Genomic DNA, 19167 nt, shown 5'->3' with positions numbered 1-19167 from the left:
GACTCATATGAAATTAGTATTGTTATCCGGCGGCTCGGGCAAACGTCTTTGGCCTTTATCTAACGATGCACGCTCCAAGCAATTTTTAAAAGTGCTAGAAAATCAAAACGGCGAGCTACAGTCAATGGTGCAGCGCGTATGGGAACAGTTAGGAAATGTTGGTCTAGCTGATTCCGCTGTGATTGCTACAAGCAAATCCCAAGTGGATATGATTCAAAGCCAATTAGGACAAGAAGTACCGATTATCATTGAACCGATGCGGCGCGATACGTTTCCAGCGATCGCTCTAGCATCGGTTTACTTGTATAGTGTGGAAGGAATTCGTTTAGATGAAGTTGTTGCAGTGTTGCCTGTTGATCCGTATGTAGAGGACCGTTTTTTTGATAGAGTGAAAGATTTAGAGAAAACCGTACTCGCAAGTGGGGCTGATTTGGCGTTAATCGGTGTGGAGCCAACATATCCATCTGCGAAGTACGGTTATATTGTTCCTGCTTCTAAATCTAGTGATAGTGATTATTTAAGAGTAAGTCATTTTACAGAGAAGCCAACGGAAGAAAAAGCAGCAGAATTAATTAAACAAGGCGCGCTTTGGAACTGCGGCGTGTTTGCTTTTAAACTTGATTATCAGGCGTGTTGATTATCCAATAAAATCCAAAGGGTATAGAAAAAAGAGCACCTTTCCTGTAGAATGTGAGTAGCGACACAAACAAACCCAGGAGGTGCTCTCTATGAACAAGCATACCACACTCCCGAATTTGATGCAAAAACTTGTTTCGGATGAAGAGATTCAACTGATTGCCGAAGCGGTTGGGTATCGTGATTCGTCTCGAACCTTTACGTTGCGCGAGTTGATTCACTTCTTCCTGCTGGCCGCCATGCATCAATGGAAAAGCTTTCGCCACGGAGCCGATGTGGGGCCTCTGTATGGATTGCCGCGATTCCATTATTCAACTGTATCCAAGAAAGCGAAAGAAGTTCCCTATGACATCATGAAACGCTTGTTGGCGTTGATCATTTCCAAGTGCAACCGCCAAACCCGCCGTTCGCTTCGGTTTCCCAAACCGCTTCGGGTGGTGGATTCGACGACCGTCACGGTCGGGAAAAACCGCCTGCCATGGGCGCCGTATCACGGCGAACGCGCCGGAGTGAAGCTGCACGTCGCGTATTCGCCGGAATCCTCGTTGCCGGCAGACGTGGTGGAAACCATCGGACTGCGTCATGATGGCCCGGTGGGAGAACAGTTGACGAACGCTCAACAAGTGCTGGTGGAAGACCGGGCGTATTTCAAAATCGAACGCCTCGATCGATTTGTGGAGCAGCATCAGCTCTTTGTCATTCGGATGAAGGACAACATCGAACTTCATCAGAAAAAAAGCTTGAAACGCCTTTCCAGCACATCCTCATCGGTTCAAGCCGACTTCACGTGCCAGTTGGGGACGAAACAATGCCGCTCCACCAAGCGTCACCGGGTGGTGATCTTTCGAGATGCGAATGGCCGCGACATTCGGGTCGTGACGAACCTCTTCCATGCGTCTGCGGAAACCATTGCCGACATGTACCAACAACGTTGGACTGTTGAGGTCTTTTTCCGTTGGGTGAAGCAATATCTGAATGTCCCGACCTTGTTTGGCACGACGGAAAATGCGGTATACAACCAACTGTTTGCGGCGTTCATCGCGTATGTGTTGCTGCGATGGCTGTATGATCAAACCAAAAAACAGACGAACGTCTCTCTTTCCTTCATTTCGTTCGTTCGCCGTTTTTTCTCTGGGCAGCTTCCTCTCGATTGGAAATCCGGGATGGCCGCTGCTTTGTTTGAGTATGCCCAAATTTATGGAAGGCGTATGTATAATTTTGGATAATCAACACTCGTGGATTTCCGTATATTCAATATGTTGCAGGGGTACATCATGGAAAAGTCGTTTGTGTCTTTCAGCCTGAAGAGTGGGAGATTATCGAAGAAGGACCTGATAAGGGGAGAAAACGTTTTACGGGTACCAAAGCTTCTAGTGAAGTATTGAAAAAGCTGCAAATGGTAGAGGACAAAGTTATGAGGAAATTCGGAAACGGGAATGCTATTGCTTATCTTTCATTGGATGAATTGGATCAGTTAGTGAGCAACTACCAAACTATAAAATATGCAAAGCATCATACGGCTAAATCAAATGATGTGGGGGAAAACGTGCTTGACCGAATCAAAGGAGGGCTGTCCGGCCTTGCGATTGGCGATGCGCTGGGGGCGACGACGGAGTTTATGAGTGCCGAGGAAATTCGCGGCACGCACGGAAAAGTGATGGACATCATCGGCGGCGGTTGGCTTGATTTACCACCTGGGGAAGTGACGGACGATACGGCAATGACGATTGCGGTGGCGAAAGGGATTATTCGGAATAAGGAAAATCCGATTGCTGAAATCGGAGAGGAGTTTTTGGAGTGGTATAAGACCAATCCTCCGGACGTCGGCAATATCATCCGCACCGTGTTTTCATTGTATGCTGGCGATTGGTTTGAGGCTGCGTCCCGGGCCTGTCGGGAGCTTGGTGGCCTTTGCGCAGGGAACGGGTCGTTAATGCGCTGTTTGCCGATTGCGCTGGCGTATGCGGATGAGGAAAAGATGGAGGAAGTCACGGTCCTTCATTCGAATATGACACATCATGATAGTCAAGCGGCGGAAGCGTGCCTTATTTATAACCGCATTGCTTCTCGGTTGTTGCATGGAGAAAAGCTGTCAGCAGCGATTAGGCAAGAAGTTGTTCATACGCGATACGAACCGCTTTTAACGGTTGAACCGGCCTGCCCGCCTGACGGCTATGTCGTGCATACGATGAGCTGGGTTCTTCATTGGCTGTTGCGCTGCGAGTCGTTTGAAGACGTCGTCATTTCAGCGGTGAATATGGGCGGCGATAGCGATACGATTGCGGCGATTGCCGGGGGATTGAAAGGATTAGAAGTCGGATATCACCAACTGCCAAGCCGTTTTACTGAAAAGATCGTCTGTGCCGATGAGTTGGAAGAGCTGGCGGTGCAATTGGTAAATATTCGGGGTTAGTCGGGTGGAGTTTGCCGCGGCCTTCCTATTTGGCTGATCGGTTTGAGATAGGATTTATAGGTTTCCGATAATTTCCATCGGTGTTTCTTTGTTCGAATTTTTTGTGAATGATGGGGGGATGTATGATGCTAGCTCATCGATTGGCTGAAATACATTCGAACTTTGGCATTTATAGTGAGTCACAAATCAATGGGAACGTTGACTTTCATATCGTATCGGATTTGGAACAAGTTCCGGAGTTGAATTATTTAGTGGATTTTTATGAAGCGTATTTCCAGCATTATAAAAAAGCAATGGATCCATCTCGGAATTATTGGTCTTTTAAGAGGGACAATATTGCCCGAAGTGTGGATTTGCCGTTTATTGGGCGTAAGGTTGTTGAGCAAGGCAAGGCAGAGTATATCTTTGTGTTTAAGGGTTCCTTGCAGAAGGAAGAGAAGCTGAGTATGACCGTCCTTTCTTGTTTTTGGATTTTTGAAGACGTACAGGTTCATCACCAAAAGATGTACTTGATTTTTACGTTAAAATGTGATAGAGGTCTCTAGACGGACACGCAAAGTAAAACGCTGGATATTTCGATACCCATATCCTCGCCTTTTGATCAATTTTATTTTGTTGTTGATTCCTTCCATTGGACCATTGGAGTAAGAAAAAACGATGCAAGAAAGCACGGCGTCTCTTCGGGTGATAAGTGCCTTGGCAATACTGCGTACGGCGGCACAGTCGCTAAAAAGGTACCGGTCAAACCATTGGGTCAAACGAGTTTCGGCTTGCTTTCTTGTTTGGCTTTTGGATACGTAACGGAAATGTTGAAGGGCTTGATCAACATCACGTAAATAAGCACTTTCTTGGCACCATTGTCGAACTTCCTGTCTCTCTTCTTCTGTTCATTTTTCTGGACGTTGGCTTAACAATCGACACACGCGGCGAACGCTTCCATGTTTGGTTCCGCCTTTGGCAAGGTATTTGCGACAACGTTCCCGTGCATCGGTGAATAACTGAATCACATGGAAGTGGTCAAGAACATGGATGGCTTTTGGACATACCTTTTCAATGGCTTTTCTCATGGCAGGAGCCAAGTCGCTGACAACATACTTCACTTTGGAGGCGACGGGTTGAAGCGCCTCCACAATGGCTTCTTCATTTTTTCCAGAAGCAATGGAAAGGACATTCCGAGTCTGTGTGTCCATCACCGCTACTCCGTAATCATGTCCCTTTCGGAAAGCGAATTCATCCACACATACTACTGTAGGATTCGATGTTGGTAAAAGAGCCGGGGCATATTGATAAAACCAGCGTTCTACTGTCGTATAGGCGAGTTGTAACAAGCGAGCGACTTCTTGAATCGTTTTTCCGATGCATAACTGGGCGACCCATTGTTGAAACGATTCCGTCGCGATACTGTGAGACGGAAGTCCCGGATAAGAAACGGTGAACGTCAGAGAACAGGCTTGGCAACGCCGTCTTTCTATGGGAAGTTCAATCCAAAATAAACCGACCGTATTGGTATAGCCATGAATCCATTGTTTTCGTTTCGATGACATTTTGGTTGTCCGTCCGAAGCAAGTCGGGCAGATCGGACAATGAGGAGGGAGGGAAAGTTCAAAAATCCATCGTTCTCCCTCTTTTCGTTCTCCATGAATAAGAAAGCCTGGTAAAGTGATCAAATCTTTGATAAACTGAGATTGCATGCGAAATTTCCTCCATGGTTGATGGTTTGGTCACCTTTACCATACAGGAAATTTCGCATTTTTTGTACCCTTGATCAGAAAATAACCTGATTGTCAAGTACATTTTGTGGTGAAGAGCCGACGTACAACCTTATCAGTCATTTTTTGATCGCTATTGGCCCAATACCAAAAATTATGATCCGCTTGTTCGAAATTTAGGGATCACCAGGGATATTGCAGAGAGATCATATGTGACGGATTTTGCTAGGGTAGCTAATCATAGAGGGATCCGAGATATGAAAAAGTGCAAGGAACTGTTAATGGACGAAATACATTTATTAAATCCTCAACTGGTCATATTGGTCGGTTCAGAGCCAAGAGATGCATTTAGACGCGAGCTTAGCTTGTATCCAGAAAAGTATATGAGTGTTCCGTTTTCGTTAAAAGGGGTTCCGAAAAAGACACAAATAGAGGGTCCGCTTCTCTATAAGCAACTGCGTGAACGTCTTTATCATTTGTTAGACAAGGAAAAGGGTCAGGTTCTGTGAAGCGCCGAGAATGGTCGATTGGGTTTGGTGCCTGTCACCACCCGATGACAGCGGAATGTTGGAAGTGAGTCGATATATTCATCTCAATCCTGTAGAAGCTCATATGGTGCATGCGCCGGAACTTTACCGATGGAGAGTTTATTTGTATATGCATCCCAAATCGCTGCCTCCGAAATTTATGAATATGGATGCATGATTAGATTACTTTTCAGGCACAAAAACAGAGCGGAAGAAAAAATATGCTGAATTTGTGAGGGGGTGAGGGTGCCTGTCACTTGTCAGCCATCGAAAGCGCGTGGAAGTGGCATCAGCGGAAAGGACGATGATTAGGCACCCCTTGGTGGGGCGGTTTATTTATAGGCATTTTCTATATACAGCGGTTTCCCTAATGAAATGAGTGCAAGAAAATTCTTTAAGGTGTAAAATATAATTACAATACCGTTTTAAAAGGGAGAGGAAAGGTATATAGAAGGGAATATGGAAAAGAGGCCCTTCAATGTTTATTGTAATTCCATTAGTTTAAGTATGAGCCTTCATGATATTATCCTTAATCTTCAACAGCAATCGCCCGATGAGAATATATACCTCGGAAAGGTTACTATGAGCCCACAACACGCCAAACAATTTGCCTATTTGTTATTGAATTACATTAAGCAGTATGAAGAGATATTCGGCGAAATCCCTTCCCCGCCAAGCGAGGAAAAGATTCAGGAACTTTCGCAATTAGGTATTATTGGTGTAAAGAGTGAGCAATAATGGAAGGTAACAAGATCAATACAGACTACATATTTGTAACTGAGGACCCTCTAGGCAGAGAGGTGCGGCTTAAAAGCACAACATGGAATTATCATATTGTTGGTGGGGATCATACAAGGGAAGAGTTTATAGGCCAAGAAGATATGGTCAAGAGCGTCATTCAAGATCCTTGTTTTATATTGCCAAATAATCCGGACGATCAGCATGATACAAGACAAAAATATATAGATCTTGTGCAATTGCCTAAGTTTAAGTCGCTAAAGGCGTTGGTCGTTATTGTCGACCATGAAGATGAAGCGTATGGTGACGTTGTTACCGTCATCGCCAAAAGCAGGTTAAACCAAGAGACAGGAGGTGCGATTTATGTTCGTCCAAAATTTACAGGAAAACGTTAAATACTCCTATGACTATGATCACGATGTTCTTTATATTTATGTGGGCGAACCAAAAGTGTCGTACGATGACGAAGCAGCTCCTGGTGTGTTTATCCGGTTTTCTGAAGAGGATGAGGTCATTACTGGCATTGTGATTATGGACTACAAGAAGCGGGATATTGAGAGTATAAAGAAGTTTATACCGGTGAATATTAATTTTCATATGATTAACGAACAAATCCATTAGTTTTGGCCGATTTTGCCTCTGGCATGGACTCAACTATATCATCCTTCGCTACTTTAATGCGGATGGGGCGCACGAGCCGGGGGCAAAGCGGTTTTATTTTCTAGAGGGCTGGTGAAAAACGACCGATTTCGCCGAACCCGTTGCTTTCGGCTGAAAGAGAAGCGTTGATTTTACAGGACTTCTCAATTTGAGAAGAGATTCCGTTTTCCGCGATTTTTCACGAAATCACCAGCCTTCCAGTTTCGAACATACTCGTTTTTAGTTAAGGGTATAGAGAGCGAAACAGCGGAGGAAAAAAGGTTTTTCCAAGGGCTCTCCCTCCTTTCCCGCCATGCGGGTGGGAGGAGGGTCAAATGTATTTGATCATGGCTGTTTCATCGCAACAGTCGAGTTTCGGGCAATTGACACAGTCAATCCACACTTTTTCCGGCAGTGTTGATTTATCTACGATCTCAAACCCGCATTTTCGAAAAAACTCCACTTGGTACGTGAAGGAGATTAACCGCTTCACCCCGAGTCTGGCCGCTTCGTTCGCAATATGTTCAACGAGCAGGCGGCCGATTCCTTTCCCCATATGCTCAGGAGATACGACGAGCGAACGCACTTCCCCGAGATCGTGCCCTAGGATATGCAGCCCAGCGGTGCCGACGATTTGACCGTTTTCCCTGGCGACATACATGCATTGCAAGTGCTGGTAGATGGACAGCAGCGAGCGGGGCAACACCAATCCTTTTTCCGCATAGTGTTGGATGAGCGCGTGCATGTCTTTGACATCGCTCGTGACGGCATGGTCGATTTGCATTTGGATCCCTCGCGATCAATCGTCATTGTGTATTTATAAATATACAATATTTTGTTTTTATATTCAACCACAGATTTTCGTTGGCTGGGGGATGTTTCTGCCAAACGCTGCGCGGCAGGAGGAACAAGAATGCCATTGTCGAAAGAATAAAGTGTTTTTTGGAAAGCAACAGGAATATGCATTGGATGATGGCATATTGGTCGATTGAATCGTATGGAAGTGTAGGGTTTTTCATGAAACGAGGGGGAAGGATATGAGCACGATTACCACGTTTGACAGTACGGTCGAAAGTTTGCTTGATTTGCTTGAAAGCATTCAGGAATGTCGAACACAGCTTCCTGATTTTCAGAGAGGCTGGGTTTGGGATGACGAGCGGATTCGGAATTTGTTGATCAGTGTTTCTCTCTCTTATCCGATCGGTGCAGTGATGATGCTGCAGACGGGAAATCCGAATGTCCGTTTTGCCTCAAGACCGGTTGAAGGGGTGGATGAAAGTCAACGGGTGGAACCAGAACGACTTATTCTTGACGGTCAACAACGGCTGACGGCACTGTTCCAGTCATTGAAATTAAAGGCACCTGTGGTGACAAGAGACAAGAGGGGGAAGGAAATCAAAAGGTTCTACTACATTGACATTGATAAAATTTTGGACCCTGACGTAGACCGGGAAGAAACGATTGTCAGTGTTCCCGAAGATCGAATCATTCGAGGGCCAGGGGGGAAAATCGTCCTTGACTGTTCTGATTTGGAGAAAGAATGTGAGGCGGGAATGCTTCCAGTTAACTTGCTTCTTGACCCTGCGGGATTGTTAGCATGGCAGACACGCTATTTTTCTGATCCGACGAAAATTGCGGAACGGTCATTGAAATGGCAAAGGTTGATGACTGACGTATTTCCCCGTTTTCAGCAATACCAAGTGCCCGTCATTATGCTTAGAAAACCGACTCCGAAGGAAGCGGTTTGCCAAGTTTTTGAGAATGTAAACACTGGAGGAGTATCTCTAACCGTATTCGAACTTCTTACGGCCACATTTGCGGCGGAGGATTTCAAGTTGCGGAATGACTGGGCGGAACGGGAAGCGAAATTAAAGAAATCCGGAGAAATTTACAACAAAGTGTTATCTGATATGAGCAGCACTGATTTCTTGCAGGCAGTCACATTGTTGGCAACGTATAACCGAAGAAGAATGAGGGACGGTGCGGCGGTCAGCTGCAAACGGCGGGACATTTTGCAGTTGACGCTGGCAGATTATCGGGATTGGGCTGACCGTGTTACCGAAGGTTTTATCCAGGCGGCCAAGTTTCTGCACGAGCAGCACGTGTTCTCAGCACGAGACTTGCCGTATGGAACACAGTTGATTCCGTTGGCAGCCATTTTTGTCGAGTTGGGGGCAGTGGCGCACAATGTTCGTGTCCGTGATCAAATTGCCCGCTGGTATTGGTGCGGCGTATTGGGCGAACTATACGGAGGAGCGACTGAGACAAGGATTGCTCGTGACTTGGTCGAGGTCATCGAATGGATTCACGGCGGTGCGGAACCTACGACGGTACGGGATGCCAATTTCGCCGCTGACCGTCTCTTGACGTTGCGTACTCGAAATAGTGCGGCTTACAAAGGCTTGCATGCGTTGTTAATGAGGGAAGGGGCGCGGGATTTCTTATCAGGGGTGCCGATCGATATTCAGACGTATTACGGCGAATCGATTGATATTCACCATATTTTCCCTCGTGACTATTGTGAAAAACGGGGGATTGAGAAAGCGAAGTACGATTGCATTATGAATAAAACCCCATTGTCCTATAAAACGAATCGGATGATTGGCCGTGATGCTCCAAGTGTATATTTGAAGAAACTAGAGGAGAGGAAAGGCGTTTCGGCAGCGGTGTTGGATGACATCCTGCAAACGCATGTCATTGATGTGGCATCGATAAGAGCGGATGATTTTGACCAGTTTTTTGAAAAAAGAAGGCTGGCTCTGCTTGCGATGATCGAGCGGGTGATGGGTAAGAAAGTGGAGTGAGCGGGACGGGAGGATGTTGTAGGGGAGAGGTTTTGGTTTATATTTCAAGTTTCAAGGAAAAGGAACAAATGCCTTGGAACGACGTATTCGCAGGGAGATCAAAGGGGGAAAACTTGGTGGAAAAACAGGAACAGATACATTGGCTGCTGGACAGCAGACAAATGGAAATAGAATATTTATGAATTGGAAAAACTGGCGGTGCAACTGGCCGATATGCGAAGTTCGTTTGGATCGGAAGCTGTGCAGGGGTAGGGGAACGGAAAAAGGCACTTGTTATCGTTGGGGAGAGGGCATGAACCAACGGCTGTTTGCGGAGGAAATGTGGAAGTCGTTGCTGGATAAGCTGTACGAAGGAAAAATGGTATCGACGTTCAAAGGGAAGGAAGCGTTTCGCGTTGTTTCGTTTTCCGATGAGGGGGTTATTGTGCGATTGAGTTCGAAGGAGAAGGATGTGTTTCTAAGCAAGAAGGCGATGGTCAATGTGATTGAGAAGCTCATCGCCCATGAAGATGGCGTGCGGAAAAAAATGGTGGACCCGGAATTCCGTCTAAAGTTAGGGCTGTTTTTGCTTCACCCGTGGACGGAGAAAGTGGTGCGCCAGGAGGAGGGGAAACGCCGTCCGTATTTGTTGTTAACGGATGAAGCCCGTCAGCGATTGGCAAGCGGCGAGTAGAGGGATTGACACACTGGGAAGTGCGCTCGCTTTGGCGGCCAAAGGCCAAGGGAAAAGTCCGACTGTTGCTTGTTCCACACGCCAAGAGCCATAGGGAAAAGACCAGTGATAAGAGCCGCGCGGTTGCGGCTCTTTTGTGCTGCCTATTTGTCCATTTCCTTTGCAAGGTCGGCGACTTCGGCGACGGTCAGGCCGGTCCGTTTCGCCACTTCGTGGATGGGCAAGACATCAAGGAAGTTTTTGGCGATTTCAATGGCTTTCTGTTTTTCGGCTTGCTTAACCGCTTGCTCTTTTTCCTGCATCACTTTCTTCAACATTTCTTCTCTTTCTTGTTCAAGTTCTTCGACTAACAGGCGAAACACTTTGTTCATTTTGATCCACTCCTTTACTTTTTCGGCGTATGACCGGTCGATGAATTTATCTGTGGCGGTCAGGACGCCGGCGATGATGTGCAGCTGTTTCGGTTCGTCGTCGATCGTTTTCGCCAGTTCGATCGTTTTTTCGATCATCGTTTGCCGGTCGAAGCGGGTGTGCATGAGCGGAACGAGGATGAGTTTCATCGTTTCTTCCGGAGTGAGCGGTTCGCCGTTGTGGACTTTTTCTTCAATGGCATGGAAAATGGCATCGCCGTTGAATTCGCCAAGCAGCACCGCTTTGGATGAAAGAAGCACGTCGCCGGCGTCAAGCTGTTCGCGGGCGCTCGTGACATCGCTTGTGTAGATCACAACGATGCGAATCGGGCGGATTCGTTTGTCCTGTTGATAGTATGTGTGAAGGAGCCGACAGGCATAATCGAGATACTTCAAATGGTTGTCGAGAAATCGTTCGTTGCTTTCGTATTCCAGAAGCAAAATGGAATCGTCTTCGAGAAGAAACACGGTGTCGGCGCGCCGTTCGTCCGCCCGAACAGACGGAAATTCGGTTGGCAGCACTGCTTTGATCCGCGGGAGTCCGTGAAGTCCGTATACATCGAGGGCTTGGTTTTGGTACAATGCGCTGAGTGATTTGAACAAAATGTCTTTGGCGTGATGCGAGATCCCGCCCGGCATCCTCTCCACTCCATTCGCTTTTTACCTAAATTATACTACTTGCCCGACCGATTGTCAGCTGCCATCGTGAGCGGGAACACGGTGTTCGTTCGGTGGGAGCGCATGGCATCTCCTTGAAACAGAAAACAGGTTGCGACCCGGAACAGATGGATGAATGGTGCTGTTTTGCCCTCACGGCCGAATGAACACTTCCGTTCCGTTCGGGACGATCGAGGCGAGTTCGAGCACGTCTTTGTTGTGCATGCGGATGCAGCCTTTGGATACGTATTTGCCGATTGAGGACGGGTCATTCGTGCCGTGGATGCCGTAATGGATTTTCGATAAGCTGAGCCACATCGCACCGAACGGTCCGCCTGGGTTGGGCTGGCGGTTGACGATGACAAAGTCGCCGACGGGGGTGGCGGTCACCATTTTGCCGACGCCGACGGGATAGGTGCGGATCGTTCGTCCTCGATACTTTAAGGTGAGTTGCCGGCGGCTGATCGATACATGGATCGTATACGGAATCGAGCCTTTGGCCGGAAGGTGGGGGATGAGGATCGCTTGGCCGGGAACGATGACGGACGAGGCGGTAAGGCCGTTGGCGCGAAGCAGCGCCGCGACGGACGTGCGGTAGTCTCTGGCGATGGATGCGATCGTTTCCCCGCGTTTGACGATATGTTGATACATTTCTATTTCACTCCTTTCTCGCTCGCTGGAGAAGTGCCATGATAGCAGTTAATGAAGAACTACGATGGTTTATGAATTATAAGAAAATACGATGCCCCATTTCCCATTCTTCTTCGCGACAAACACGTCTTGATGGAGTTCAAACACGCCAAAAACGCTATGAAACGTCTGGATGACGCGGATGCGGTAGACGTCTTGGAACGGTTTTTGTTTGTCTGACATCGACCAAGAAGACAAGTGCTCCACTTCGTCAAGGCGGTATTCGAACGTCTCGGCGCCGAAGTTTTGCATAAAGACGTGGGCGCGGCGCTGGATGTAGACGTCTTTTGGGAATTTCGTTTTCATGAGCGGGTGAAACAGCTCCCAAGAGCTGCCGAAGTCTCCTGCTTGTTCGTAGCGGTAAAACGTGTCAACGATTTCTTTTGCCTCGTTCCGTTCGCTCAAAAGAAACAGAGACAAGATCGCCACCAACACGGCGACGGGAGCGAGAACCGCCACCCCCGTCTTGGCTCGGATCATTTTTTGACGGTAGCGTGGGAACATCGAGTCTTCTCTCCTCTCTGTTATACGATATGCGCGATGGGCGGTGGATATGGCAGGAAAGGGGGCGGGATTGACATACGGCCGTATGTTTTCGTCAAAACATTCATCAGATTGTAGTACAATGGATGGTAGGAGCCGTAATGATGTACGGGCGTGAGAAACGGCGGTTGGTCTGATTGGAAAGCAGGCGGAAAGGCGGAGCGCATAGAGCTCCGTTTTTCCTTTGACGTTCCGCGGAATATCGAACAGGCAGGAGAGGTAGAGAGTGATGAGGAAATCATTCATTTATGCGCTGCTGGTTGGGATCATGGTCGCTTGGGGATTGAACGTGACGGCGCTGAAGATCCTCGTCGAGCACTTTTCGCCGGTGACCTTGACGGCGCTTAGGATTTTCACGGCTGGTGCTGTTGTGCTTTTGTTTTTATGGGGGACCGGGCGGCTCGGCAAAGTTGGCTGGAAAGAGGCAAAACAGATCGGTTTGGCCGCCATGTTTAGTGTCGTCGCTCACCACTTTTTCCTCGCGGTGGGGCTGACGAACACGACGGCGGTGAATGTGGGGCTTGTTTTAGGGCTCGTGCCGCTGGTGACGGCGCTGTTGGCGATCGTGTTTTTAGGCCAGCGTCCGACGCCGTTTCGGTTGCTCGGCATCGCGCTTGGGTTTTTTGGGGTCGTGTTTGTCGTCGCGAACGGCAACGGCGGCCTCGGCCATTTGTCAATCGGGGATGTGTACGTCTTTTTGGCTGTCTTGGCGCAAGGAATCAGCTTCATTCTGATCAAAAAGGCGACGGTTGAGGCGCGGGTGATGACAGGGTGGATGCTTGTCTTTGGGTCGCTTTGGCTGTTTGTCCTAAGTTTCGCGCTTGAACCGCATGGCTTGTCGAGTTTGAAAACAGGCACGCTGTCGCTTTGGCTCATTTTCCTCGCTTCAGCGGTCGTGGCGACGGCGCTCGGCCATATGTTTTACAATCAGGCTGTGCAGCACCTCGGCCCGGCCGAGTCGGCGGTGTTTATCAACTTGAATCCGCTCTTTTCGCTGCTTGGGGCGCATTGGCTGCTTGGCGAGCCGATTTCATGGATGCAGCTGGCCGGTTTTCTCTTCATCGTTGCGGGCGTGATGCTCGGTAGTGGGGGGATGGATGACGTCATCGCCCGTTTCCGCCGAGCGAAAGTTGCGGCTGGGGGAAGGAAGGCGGGGCTGGGGTAGCGCGCTCCCCGCGTTGACGCCATGCGCGCAAGGAGGAAACGTTCGTGCTGCCAGAAGCAGATAGGGGCTTGGTGTTTGGCTGTCTCTTCTCGAAAAAAGACAGCCATTTTTTACCATGGGCAGGATTTTGCCGGATGATGCCGAAAAGGAGAATACGAAACGTATTCTTGTGAGGTGAATGTATGGCGATCGATCACGACCGGCTGTTCAAAGAGCTGTTGCAGACGTTTTTTGAGGAATTTGTGCTTCTCTTCTTCCCGGATATGCACGAGCATATTGATTTCAACCATTTGTCGTTTTTGTCCGAAGAGCTGTTTACGGATGTAACGGCTGGGGAGAAGTATCGGGTAGACTTGCTGGCGAAAACGAAGTTCAAAGGGGAAGACGGATGGATCATTGTTCATGTGGAAAACCAAGCGTACATCCAATCGTCGTTTCCTGAGCGAATGTTTCTTTATTTCAGCCGCTTGTTTGAAAAATACCGCGCTCCGATCATTCCGATTGCCGTCTTCAGCTATGATGCCATCCGAGACGAACCCTCCTCGTTCACGCTCTCCTTTCCGTTTGGCCATGTGCTTGACTTTCGCTTTTTCCATGTGGAGTTGCCTAAGCAAAACTGGCGCCAATTCATCCGCACCGACAACCCGGTGGCGGCTGCGCTGCTTAGCAAAATGGGGTATACTGAAAGTGAACGAGTGGAACTGAAAAAGCAATTTTTGCGCATGCTGGTGCGTCTCGAGCTAGACGAGGCCAAACAGCGTCTGTTGATGGGCTTTTTCGAAACGTATGTGAAGCTGTCCAATGAAGAAGAACAACAGCTCCGAAGCGAGGTGGAACAAATGGAGACGAAAGAAAAAGAACGCGTGCTGGAATTGATCATCTCATATGAGCAAAGGGGAAAAATTCAAGGACGGGAGGAAGGACGCAAAGAGGGAGCAGAACAAGAAAAACGGCACATCGCGCGACGAATGTTGCGGAAAGGGTTTGATGCGCAAACGATTCACGAACTGACCGGATTGTCTGTGGCGGAGATTGAGGAAATGAAACAAGGCGGCTCCAAGTGAATGGAAAGGAATCGCCGCACGCTGCTTGGCAAACAGGCGGGGCGAAAGACCAGCCCCGCCCTAGTGCTTCTGTTTCGCTGCCGTTGATTCCCGTTTGATCAGTTTTGTAGACAATAGCACTTACCCCAAAACATGTTTCATGTCGTAGGCAAGTCAGAGAGTCATTGTCTCTTTCCGAACGCCGATTCCGCTGTGATTGCGGTTTTGAGGCTGATCGAGATGTCAACTCTGCCATCAATCTAAAAAAAAGAAAGGTCTGAAACAGTTAGGTAGGGTCTAACTGGATGTCGAACCGTGGGGCACACGGGGATCACTCGATCCACTTCCTGTTGTTAGACGGGATGACCCGAGAAGCCCCCACCTCTAAGCGTCAGCGTAGGTGGTGGGAGTATGTCACAGAGGGCATGCAGTTCATAATAAATAGAACGATCATGATGGAAGAGGGAGCAGGGAGAGACGTGATGCAGACAAGGACGCCGACAAGGAAAACATGCAAGACATTGCTTGAGGAATTCCAGCGCGCACCGCAGCCGCTTCGGGTGGAGAAACTCGTGTTTGCCGGCGTTGGAGGGCGGGATGTGTACAACATTTCCGCGCCGTTTGAAGACGGTGGCGAATGGGTCATTGCTGGACGGGTGGAAGCAAGAGACAGTGAGCAATCCGAAGTATACTTTTTCGTCGAGCGTGAAGGGACATGGGTGCCGCGGGAAGGGGCGCCGGTGTTTGCGCTGCAGGATCCGTTTGTTTCGCGGGTGCACGGGCATTTGGTGTTTGGCGGTGTGGAGACGTTTCCTCATCCTGTGCTGCGCGGGATGCTGTATTGGCGGACGGTGTTTTACCGAGGAACGACGCTCCATGATTTGACGCCGTTCTTTACGGGGCCTGATGGGATGAAAGATATCCGCCTTGTCGAGCTGCAGGATGGATCGGTCGGGGTTTTCACCCGTCCGCAAGGGAAAAAAGGCGGACGCGGAAAAATCGGATTCACCCGTGTCGGCTCGCTTGAGGAACTGACGGTCGAAGCGATTCAAGACGCCCCGTTGATTGATGGCCAGTTTGCGGACGGAGAATGGGGAGGCGCCAATGAAGTTCATTTGCTTGCCAATGGGTTGGTCGGCGTTCTCGGGCATATTGCCTGCTTTGATGAGGAGAGGAACCGTCATTATTATCCAATGGTGTTTGCGTTCAATCCGGATACCGGGGAAGCGTCGGACATGGAGTTGATTGCCACCAGAGCCCATTTCCTCGACGGCCCGGCGAAGCGGTCGGATTTGGCGGATGTGGTGTTTAGCGGTGGACTGATTCGCAAAGAGGATGGCACGGCCGATTTTTATGCTGGAACAAGTGACGCAGAAGCGCAAAAACTAACGATTGTTGATCCATTTACGAAATACGAAAGGCAGGGGTGACGATGCACCTTTACCGCTACGAAGAAAACCCACTGATTACACCGAACGATGTGCCGCCGTACCATGACGGATTTGAAGTGATCGGGGCGTTTAACGCTGGGGTGGCGAAATTTCAAGGGGAAGTATTGCTGCTGCTGCGCGTGGCCGAGCGGCCGGTTTCGGATGACCCGAACGTGGTGAAGGCGCCGGTGTGGAATCCACGGACGGGGAAGGTCGATGTGTACGAGTTCCGCAAGGATGACCCGCGCTATGATTTTTCCGACCCGAGGGTCATTAAAGAGGCAGGGTCGGAGCGGTTTTTGTATTTGACGTCGCTTTCCTATTTGCGCCTCGCCCGCAGTCAAGATGGGCGGCGGTTTGCGATTGAGGATCGGCCGTTCGTCTATCCGTCCAATGAGCTGGAGACGTTTGGCATTGAGGATCCACGCATCACATGTATTGATGGAACGTATTACATTTATTTCAGTGCCGTCTCACCCAAAGGAGTCGGCGAAGCGATGGTGTCAACGACGGATTTCCGGACGGTTGTGCATCACGGCATGATCTTCGCGCCGGAAAACAAAGATGTGCTCATTTTCCCGGAGAAGATCAACGGCAAGTATTACGCCCTTCATCGGCCGGTGCCAAGAAGCAACGGCCGCCCTGAGGTGTGGATCGCGGAGTCGGACAATTTGCGCTACTGGGGGAACCACCGCTTTTTGTTCGGTTTGCGGGAAGGAAAATGGGACAGCGCCCGCATCGGCGGCGGGGCGGTGCCGATCAAGACGGAGCACGGCTGGCTTGAGCTGTACCACGGGGCGTCGGAAGACCACCGCTACTGCATGGGGGCGGTGCTCCTCGATTTGAACGATCCATCGAAAGTTCTCGCCCGCTCGGAGCGGCCGCTCGTCGAGCCGGAGGCCGATTACGAAGTGAACGGCTTTTTCGGGCGTGTCGTGTTCTCGTGCGGAGCGCTCGTTGAGGGCGATGTCGTGAAAATGTATTACGGCGCCGCCGATACGTCGATGGCGTGCGTCGAGCTGAAGCTCGGCGAGATTTTGGATTCGCTTGTGAAAGTATAATCGTAAAGTTGCCCGCCGGTGGCGATGCCAGAACGGAAACGCCCGAACGGCCGGGCGTTTCTTTTTGGGTTGGCGCAACAGTTTCGTTTCTTTTCCATTCCACAGGATTTGGTATAATAAAAACAACGCAACTGTTCACCATACAATGGTACATCGATGTGAACATCAAAGGATATAGTTCTAGAAGGTCGGTGAAAAGGCGCTGATTCCCTTCATCAAGGCGAGAATGAGTGAAAAACAGGATTGATGCAACAAAGTTTTTCTCATAGAGAAATGATATTGTACAGCCGTATACACGATGAAATCATCAGCCTCTTAGAGAGGTGGTGAAAAACGGCTGTTTCCCCTGATCGATGGGGAAGGTGTGAAAAGGAGTATCGATGCTACAGGGTTTTTCTATTTGAGAAACGGGGCTGGTAAGCTGCACTCTCTTACCATCACCGCGCTTCTAGATGGCTGGTGAAAAACGGTTGTTTCTTTTGAGCAATGGGGGAGCGTTTGAAAGACGATCCTGATGCGACAAGTCTTTTCTATATTTGAGAAACGGGTTTGATCAGCGGCTTGCTCCCTTCAATCACCGGCCGCCTAGATAGGGTGCCAATGATTGATCATCGTGGAATAGAGGAGGAACAGCAGAAATGAAAAAGGTGCGCAAAGCCATCATTCCGGCAGCAGGACTTGGAACGCGGTTTTTGCCGGCGACAAAGGCGATGCCAAAGGAGATGCTTCCGATTGTCGATAAGCCGACGATTCAATATATTGTGGAAGAGGCGATGGCATCCGGCATTGAGGACATTATCATCGTCACCGGGAAAGGGAAGCGGGCGATTGAAGACCATTTTGATTATGCGTTTGAGCTCGAGCAGCTGCTCAAGCAAAAAGGAAAATTGGACTTGCTTGAGAAAGTAAAAGAGCCATCCAAAGTGGACATCCACTACATTCGCCAAAAAGAGCCGAAAGGGTTAGGGCATGCGGTCTGGTGCGCGCGCAATTTCATCGGGGACGAGCCGTTTGCGGTGCTGTTGGGTGACGATATCGTCCAAGCGGAAACGCCTTGTTTAAAACAGCTTATTGAGCAGTATGAACAGACGTTCAGTTCGGTGATCGGCGTCAAGCGCGTGCCGGAGGAAGAGACGCACCGCTACGGGATCATCGACCCGCTCGAGCAGCAAGGACGCCGCTACCAAGTTCGTCGCTTCGTGGAAAAACCAGCGCCGGGCACGGCGCCGTCGAATTTGGCGATCGTCGGACGATACGTGTTGACACCGGAAATTTTCTTGTTTTTAGAGAAACAGGAAGTTGGCGCAGGTGGGGAGATTCAGCTCACGGATGCGATCGGGCAGCTCAACGAAATTCAACGTGTCTTTGCCTACGAGTTTGAAGGAAAACGGTACGATGTCGGAGAGAAGCTCGGCTTTATTGAAACGACGATCGAGTTTGCCTTGCAAAATGAAGAGTTGCGCGCCGATTTGCTTGCGTTTTTGGAGCAGATTGTGGCGAAGGAGAAGCGGTGAGGACGAGCGGCGAACTGGGGGTGCATGCCAAACGCGGCTCGCCAAAAATAGGCGCGTGATCTGCATGAATGGCGAACCGTTTGATGGCGGGATGTTGGTGATCATCTAGGCTGGATTGCAACATCCGCTTGTACGGTGAACCGTGTGCTCTGACGCATGGCGGCCTTACAAGTCGGAGCAGCACGGAAAAACCGATTGCCCGGCGTGTGTTCGCTTCGTGAAATTTTTGTCGAAATGTTCGTGTTGTTCCTTGAGAATGGGACGGTTACAATGAAATTAGAACAAATGTTCTTTGTTGAATTTGTTGCCCTATAAAAGGAAGAGGGCAGGTGGACTCGGTATGATTGAAGCGTTTGAGGTGAACATTGCAAAACCATTTGGCGCATTCAATTGGACGAGCTAAAGAGCATCAATTTGTTTAGTGGAAAAACAATGTTCGGAAAACGACGATTTCAAGTTCCGGGTGTATTTTTTCTCAAGATCATTAACACGCGGGGCGATCATATAGACCGAAA

Annotated in this window: 19 protein-coding genes and 2 pseudogenes; 16 read left to right on the top strand and 5 right to left on the bottom strand. The window is 49.2% G+C overall.

Annotated features, from left to right (window positions below):
• Positions 1-7: 7 nt before the first annotated feature.
• The 4 genes and pseudogenes from GC56T2_RS16175 to GC56T2_RS16160 all read left to right on the top strand — a co-directional run.
• A pseudogene (locus tag GC56T2_RS16175) lies at positions 8-625 on the top strand (sugar phosphate nucleotidyltransferase); the annotation flags it as partial.
• Positions 626-728: 103 nt separating this feature from the next.
• On the top strand, positions 729-1862 hold the full coding sequence (locus tag GC56T2_RS16170; protein ID WP_015375695.1) for an IS4-like element IS5377 family transposase: 1134 nt from the start codon (positions 729-731) through the stop codon (positions 1860-1862).
• A gap of 188 nt (positions 1863-2050) precedes the next feature.
• Complete coding sequence (locus GC56T2_RS16165; RefSeq protein WP_144976617.1) at positions 2051-3049, top strand: ADP-ribosylglycohydrolase family protein; 999 nt, start codon at positions 2051-2053, stop codon at positions 3047-3049.
• A 125-nt stretch (positions 3050-3174) separates the two neighbouring features.
• Positions 3175-3594, top strand: coding sequence for a hypothetical protein (locus GC56T2_RS16160; protein WP_144976614.1), 420 nt, complete (start codon positions 3175-3177; stop codon positions 3592-3594).
• On the opposite strand, the pseudogene GC56T2_RS16155 reads toward GC56T2_RS16160, so the two are convergent.
• Positions 3571-4740, bottom strand: a pseudogene (locus GC56T2_RS16155) (ISL3 family transposase). The gene GC56T2_RS16160 and the pseudogene GC56T2_RS16155 overlap by 24 nt on opposite strands.
• A 275-nt stretch (positions 4741-5015) precedes the next feature.
• Here GC56T2_RS16155 and GC56T2_RS16150 point away from each other — a divergent pair.
• From GC56T2_RS16150 to GC56T2_RS16130, 4 genes are all read left to right on the top strand, one after another.
• Positions 5016-5267, top strand: coding sequence for a hypothetical protein (locus GC56T2_RS16150; protein ID WP_172706487.1), 252 nt, complete (start codon positions 5016-5018; stop codon positions 5265-5267).
• A 477-nt stretch (positions 5268-5744) separates the two neighbouring features.
• Entirely contained in the window at positions 5745-6023 is a 279-nt protein-coding gene (locus GC56T2_RS16140) for a DUF3467 domain-containing protein (protein WP_025039361.1), read from the top strand.
• A complete protein-coding gene (locus GC56T2_RS16135; protein ID WP_144976609.1) occupies positions 6023-6418 on the top strand; it encodes a hypothetical protein in 396 nt (131 codons plus the stop codon). The genes GC56T2_RS16140 and GC56T2_RS16135 overlap by 1 nt, the downstream gene beginning before the upstream one ends.
• Positions 6387-6644 (top strand): DUF2283 domain-containing protein, encoded by a 258-nt coding sequence (locus GC56T2_RS16130; RefSeq protein ID WP_144976607.1) that lies wholly within the window; start codon positions 6387-6389, stop codon positions 6642-6644. Before GC56T2_RS16135 ends, GC56T2_RS16130 begins: the two co-directional genes overlap by 32 nt.
• 349 nt (positions 6645-6993) lie before the next feature.
• Here the strand turns inward: GC56T2_RS16130 and GC56T2_RS16125 are convergent, their stop codons facing one another.
• Positions 6994-7446, bottom strand: a complete 453-nt coding sequence (locus GC56T2_RS16125) for an N-acetyltransferase (protein ID WP_023634264.1) — start codon at positions 7444-7446, stop codon at positions 6994-6996.
• 253 nt (positions 7447-7699) lie between these two features.
• Between GC56T2_RS16125 and GC56T2_RS16120 the strand changes: the two genes are divergently transcribed.
• On the top strand, positions 7700-9466 hold the full coding sequence (locus GC56T2_RS16120) for a GmrSD restriction endonuclease domain-containing protein (RefSeq protein ID WP_144976605.1): 1767 nt from the start codon (positions 7700-7702) through the stop codon (positions 9464-9466).
• A 292-nt stretch (positions 9467-9758) separates the two neighbouring features.
• The gene (locus GC56T2_RS18235; protein ID WP_225995682.1) at positions 9759-10139 is read left to right on the top strand and encodes a hypothetical protein; all 381 of its coding nucleotides are present in this window, start codon (positions 9759-9761) and stop codon (positions 10137-10139) included.
• 143 nt (positions 10140-10282) lie between these two features.
• Here the strand turns inward: GC56T2_RS18235 and GC56T2_RS16110 are convergent, their stop codons facing one another.
• From GC56T2_RS16110 to GC56T2_RS16100, 3 genes are all read right to left on the bottom strand, one after another.
• Entirely contained in the window at positions 10283-11188 is a 906-nt protein-coding gene (locus GC56T2_RS16110) for an RpnC/YadD family protein (RefSeq protein ID WP_144976603.1), read from the bottom strand.
• Between the two features lie 171 nt (positions 11189-11359).
• The gene (locus GC56T2_RS16105; protein WP_144976601.1) at positions 11360-11857 is read right to left on the bottom strand and encodes a L,D-transpeptidase family protein; all 498 of its coding nucleotides are present in this window, start codon (positions 11855-11857) and stop codon (positions 11360-11362) included.
• A 69-nt stretch (positions 11858-11926) separates the two neighbouring features.
• The gene (locus GC56T2_RS16100; RefSeq protein WP_144976599.1) at positions 11927-12400 is read right to left on the bottom strand and encodes a hypothetical protein; all 474 of its coding nucleotides are present in this window, start codon (positions 12398-12400) and stop codon (positions 11927-11929) included.
• A gap of 268 nt (positions 12401-12668) precedes the next feature.
• Between GC56T2_RS16100 and GC56T2_RS16095 the strand changes: the two genes are divergently transcribed.
• From GC56T2_RS16095 to galU, 6 genes are all read left to right on the top strand, one after another.
• On the top strand, positions 12669-13604 hold the full coding sequence (locus GC56T2_RS16095; protein ID WP_144977429.1) for a DMT family transporter: 936 nt from the start codon (positions 12669-12671) through the stop codon (positions 13602-13604).
• A 182-nt stretch (positions 13605-13786) separates the two neighbouring features.
• A complete protein-coding gene (locus tag GC56T2_RS16090) occupies positions 13787-14668 on the top strand; it encodes an Rpn family recombination-promoting nuclease/putative transposase (RefSeq protein WP_144976597.1) in 882 nt (293 codons plus the stop codon).
• 113 nt (positions 14669-14781) lie between these two features.
• On the top strand, positions 14782-14928 hold the full coding sequence (locus GC56T2_RS16085; protein ID WP_370454571.1) for a zinc ribbon domain-containing protein: 147 nt from the start codon (positions 14782-14784) through the stop codon (positions 14926-14928).
• Between the two features lie 201 nt (positions 14929-15129).
• Positions 15130-16077 (top strand): MTP-1 family protein, encoded by a 948-nt coding sequence (locus GC56T2_RS16080; protein WP_144976594.1) that lies wholly within the window; start codon positions 15130-15132, stop codon positions 16075-16077.
• A 2-nt stretch (positions 16078-16079) separates the two neighbouring features.
• The gene (locus tag GC56T2_RS16075; protein WP_144976592.1) at positions 16080-17138 is read left to right on the top strand and encodes a BtaManbiosPhlase; all 1059 of its coding nucleotides are present in this window, start codon (positions 16080-16082) and stop codon (positions 17136-17138) included.
• A 638-nt stretch (positions 17139-17776) separates the two neighbouring features.
• The gene (gene galU / locus GC56T2_RS16070; RefSeq protein ID WP_144976590.1) at positions 17777-18652 is read left to right on the top strand and encodes a UTP--glucose-1-phosphate uridylyltransferase GalU; all 876 of its coding nucleotides are present in this window, start codon (positions 17777-17779) and stop codon (positions 18650-18652) included.
• Positions 18653-19167 lie beyond the last annotated feature (515 nt).

The sequence above is a fragment of the Geobacillus sp. C56-T2 genome, from assembly GCF_007829715.1.
GTDB lineage: Bacteria > Bacillota > Bacilli > Bacillales > Anoxybacillaceae > Geobacillus > Geobacillus icigianus.
This window is presented reverse-complemented; position numbering and strand designations above follow the sequence as displayed.

Excerpts from the sequence above, each read along its gene's own strand:
- GC56T2_RS18235 (WP_225995682.1), top strand. The coding sequence starts at position 9,759 with ATGAACCAACGGCTGTTTGCGGAGGAAATGTGGAAGTCGTTGCTGGAT.
- GC56T2_RS16075 (WP_144976592.1), top strand. The coding sequence starts at position 16,080 with ATGCACCTTTACCGCTACGAAGAAAACCCACTGATTACACCGAACGAT.
- GC56T2_RS16150 (WP_172706487.1), top strand. The coding sequence starts at position 5,016 with ATGAAAAAGTGCAAGGAACTGTTAATGGACGAAATACATTTATTAAAT.
- GC56T2_RS16160 (WP_144976614.1), top strand. The coding sequence starts at position 3,175 with ATGCTAGCTCATCGATTGGCTGAAATACATTCGAACTTTGGCATTTAT.
- galU (WP_144976590.1), top strand. The coding sequence starts at position 17,777 with ATGAAAAAGGTGCGCAAAGCCATCATTCCGGCAGCAGGACTTGGAACG.
- GC56T2_RS16135 (WP_144976609.1), top strand. The coding sequence starts at position 6,023 with ATGGAAGGTAACAAGATCAATACAGACTACATATTTGTAACTGAGGAC.
- GC56T2_RS16105 (WP_144976601.1), bottom strand. The coding sequence starts at position 11,857 with ATGTATCAACATATCGTCAAACGCGGGGAAACGATCGCATCCATCGCC.
- GC56T2_RS16165 (WP_144976617.1), top strand. The coding sequence starts at position 2,051 with ATGAGGAAATTCGGAAACGGGAATGCTATTGCTTATCTTTCATTGGAT.
- GC56T2_RS16090 (WP_144976597.1), top strand. The coding sequence starts at position 13,787 with ATGGCGATCGATCACGACCGGCTGTTCAAAGAGCTGTTGCAGACGTTT.
- GC56T2_RS16170 (WP_015375695.1), top strand. The coding sequence starts at position 729 with ATGAACAAGCATACCACACTCCCGAATTTGATGCAAAAACTTGTTTCG.
- GC56T2_RS16080 (WP_144976594.1), top strand. The coding sequence starts at position 15,130 with ATGCAGACAAGGACGCCGACAAGGAAAACATGCAAGACATTGCTTGAG.
- GC56T2_RS16110 (WP_144976603.1), bottom strand. The coding sequence starts at position 11,188 with ATGCCGGGCGGGATCTCGCATCACGCCAAAGACATTTTGTTCAAATCA.
- GC56T2_RS16120 (WP_144976605.1), top strand. The coding sequence starts at position 7,700 with ATGAGCACGATTACCACGTTTGACAGTACGGTCGAAAGTTTGCTTGAT.
- GC56T2_RS16095 (WP_144977429.1), top strand. The coding sequence starts at position 12,669 with ATGAGGAAATCATTCATTTATGCGCTGCTGGTTGGGATCATGGTCGCT.
- GC56T2_RS16100 (WP_144976599.1), bottom strand. The coding sequence starts at position 12,400 with ATGTTCCCACGCTACCGTCAAAAAATGATCCGAGCCAAGACGGGGGTG.
- GC56T2_RS16140 (WP_025039361.1), top strand. The coding sequence starts at position 5,745 with ATGGAAAAGAGGCCCTTCAATGTTTATTGTAATTCCATTAGTTTAAGT.
- GC56T2_RS16125 (WP_023634264.1), bottom strand. The coding sequence starts at position 7,446 with ATGCAAATCGACCATGCCGTCACGAGCGATGTCAAAGACATGCACGCG.
- GC56T2_RS16130 (WP_144976607.1), top strand. The coding sequence starts at position 6,387 with ATGTTCGTCCAAAATTTACAGGAAAACGTTAAATACTCCTATGACTAT.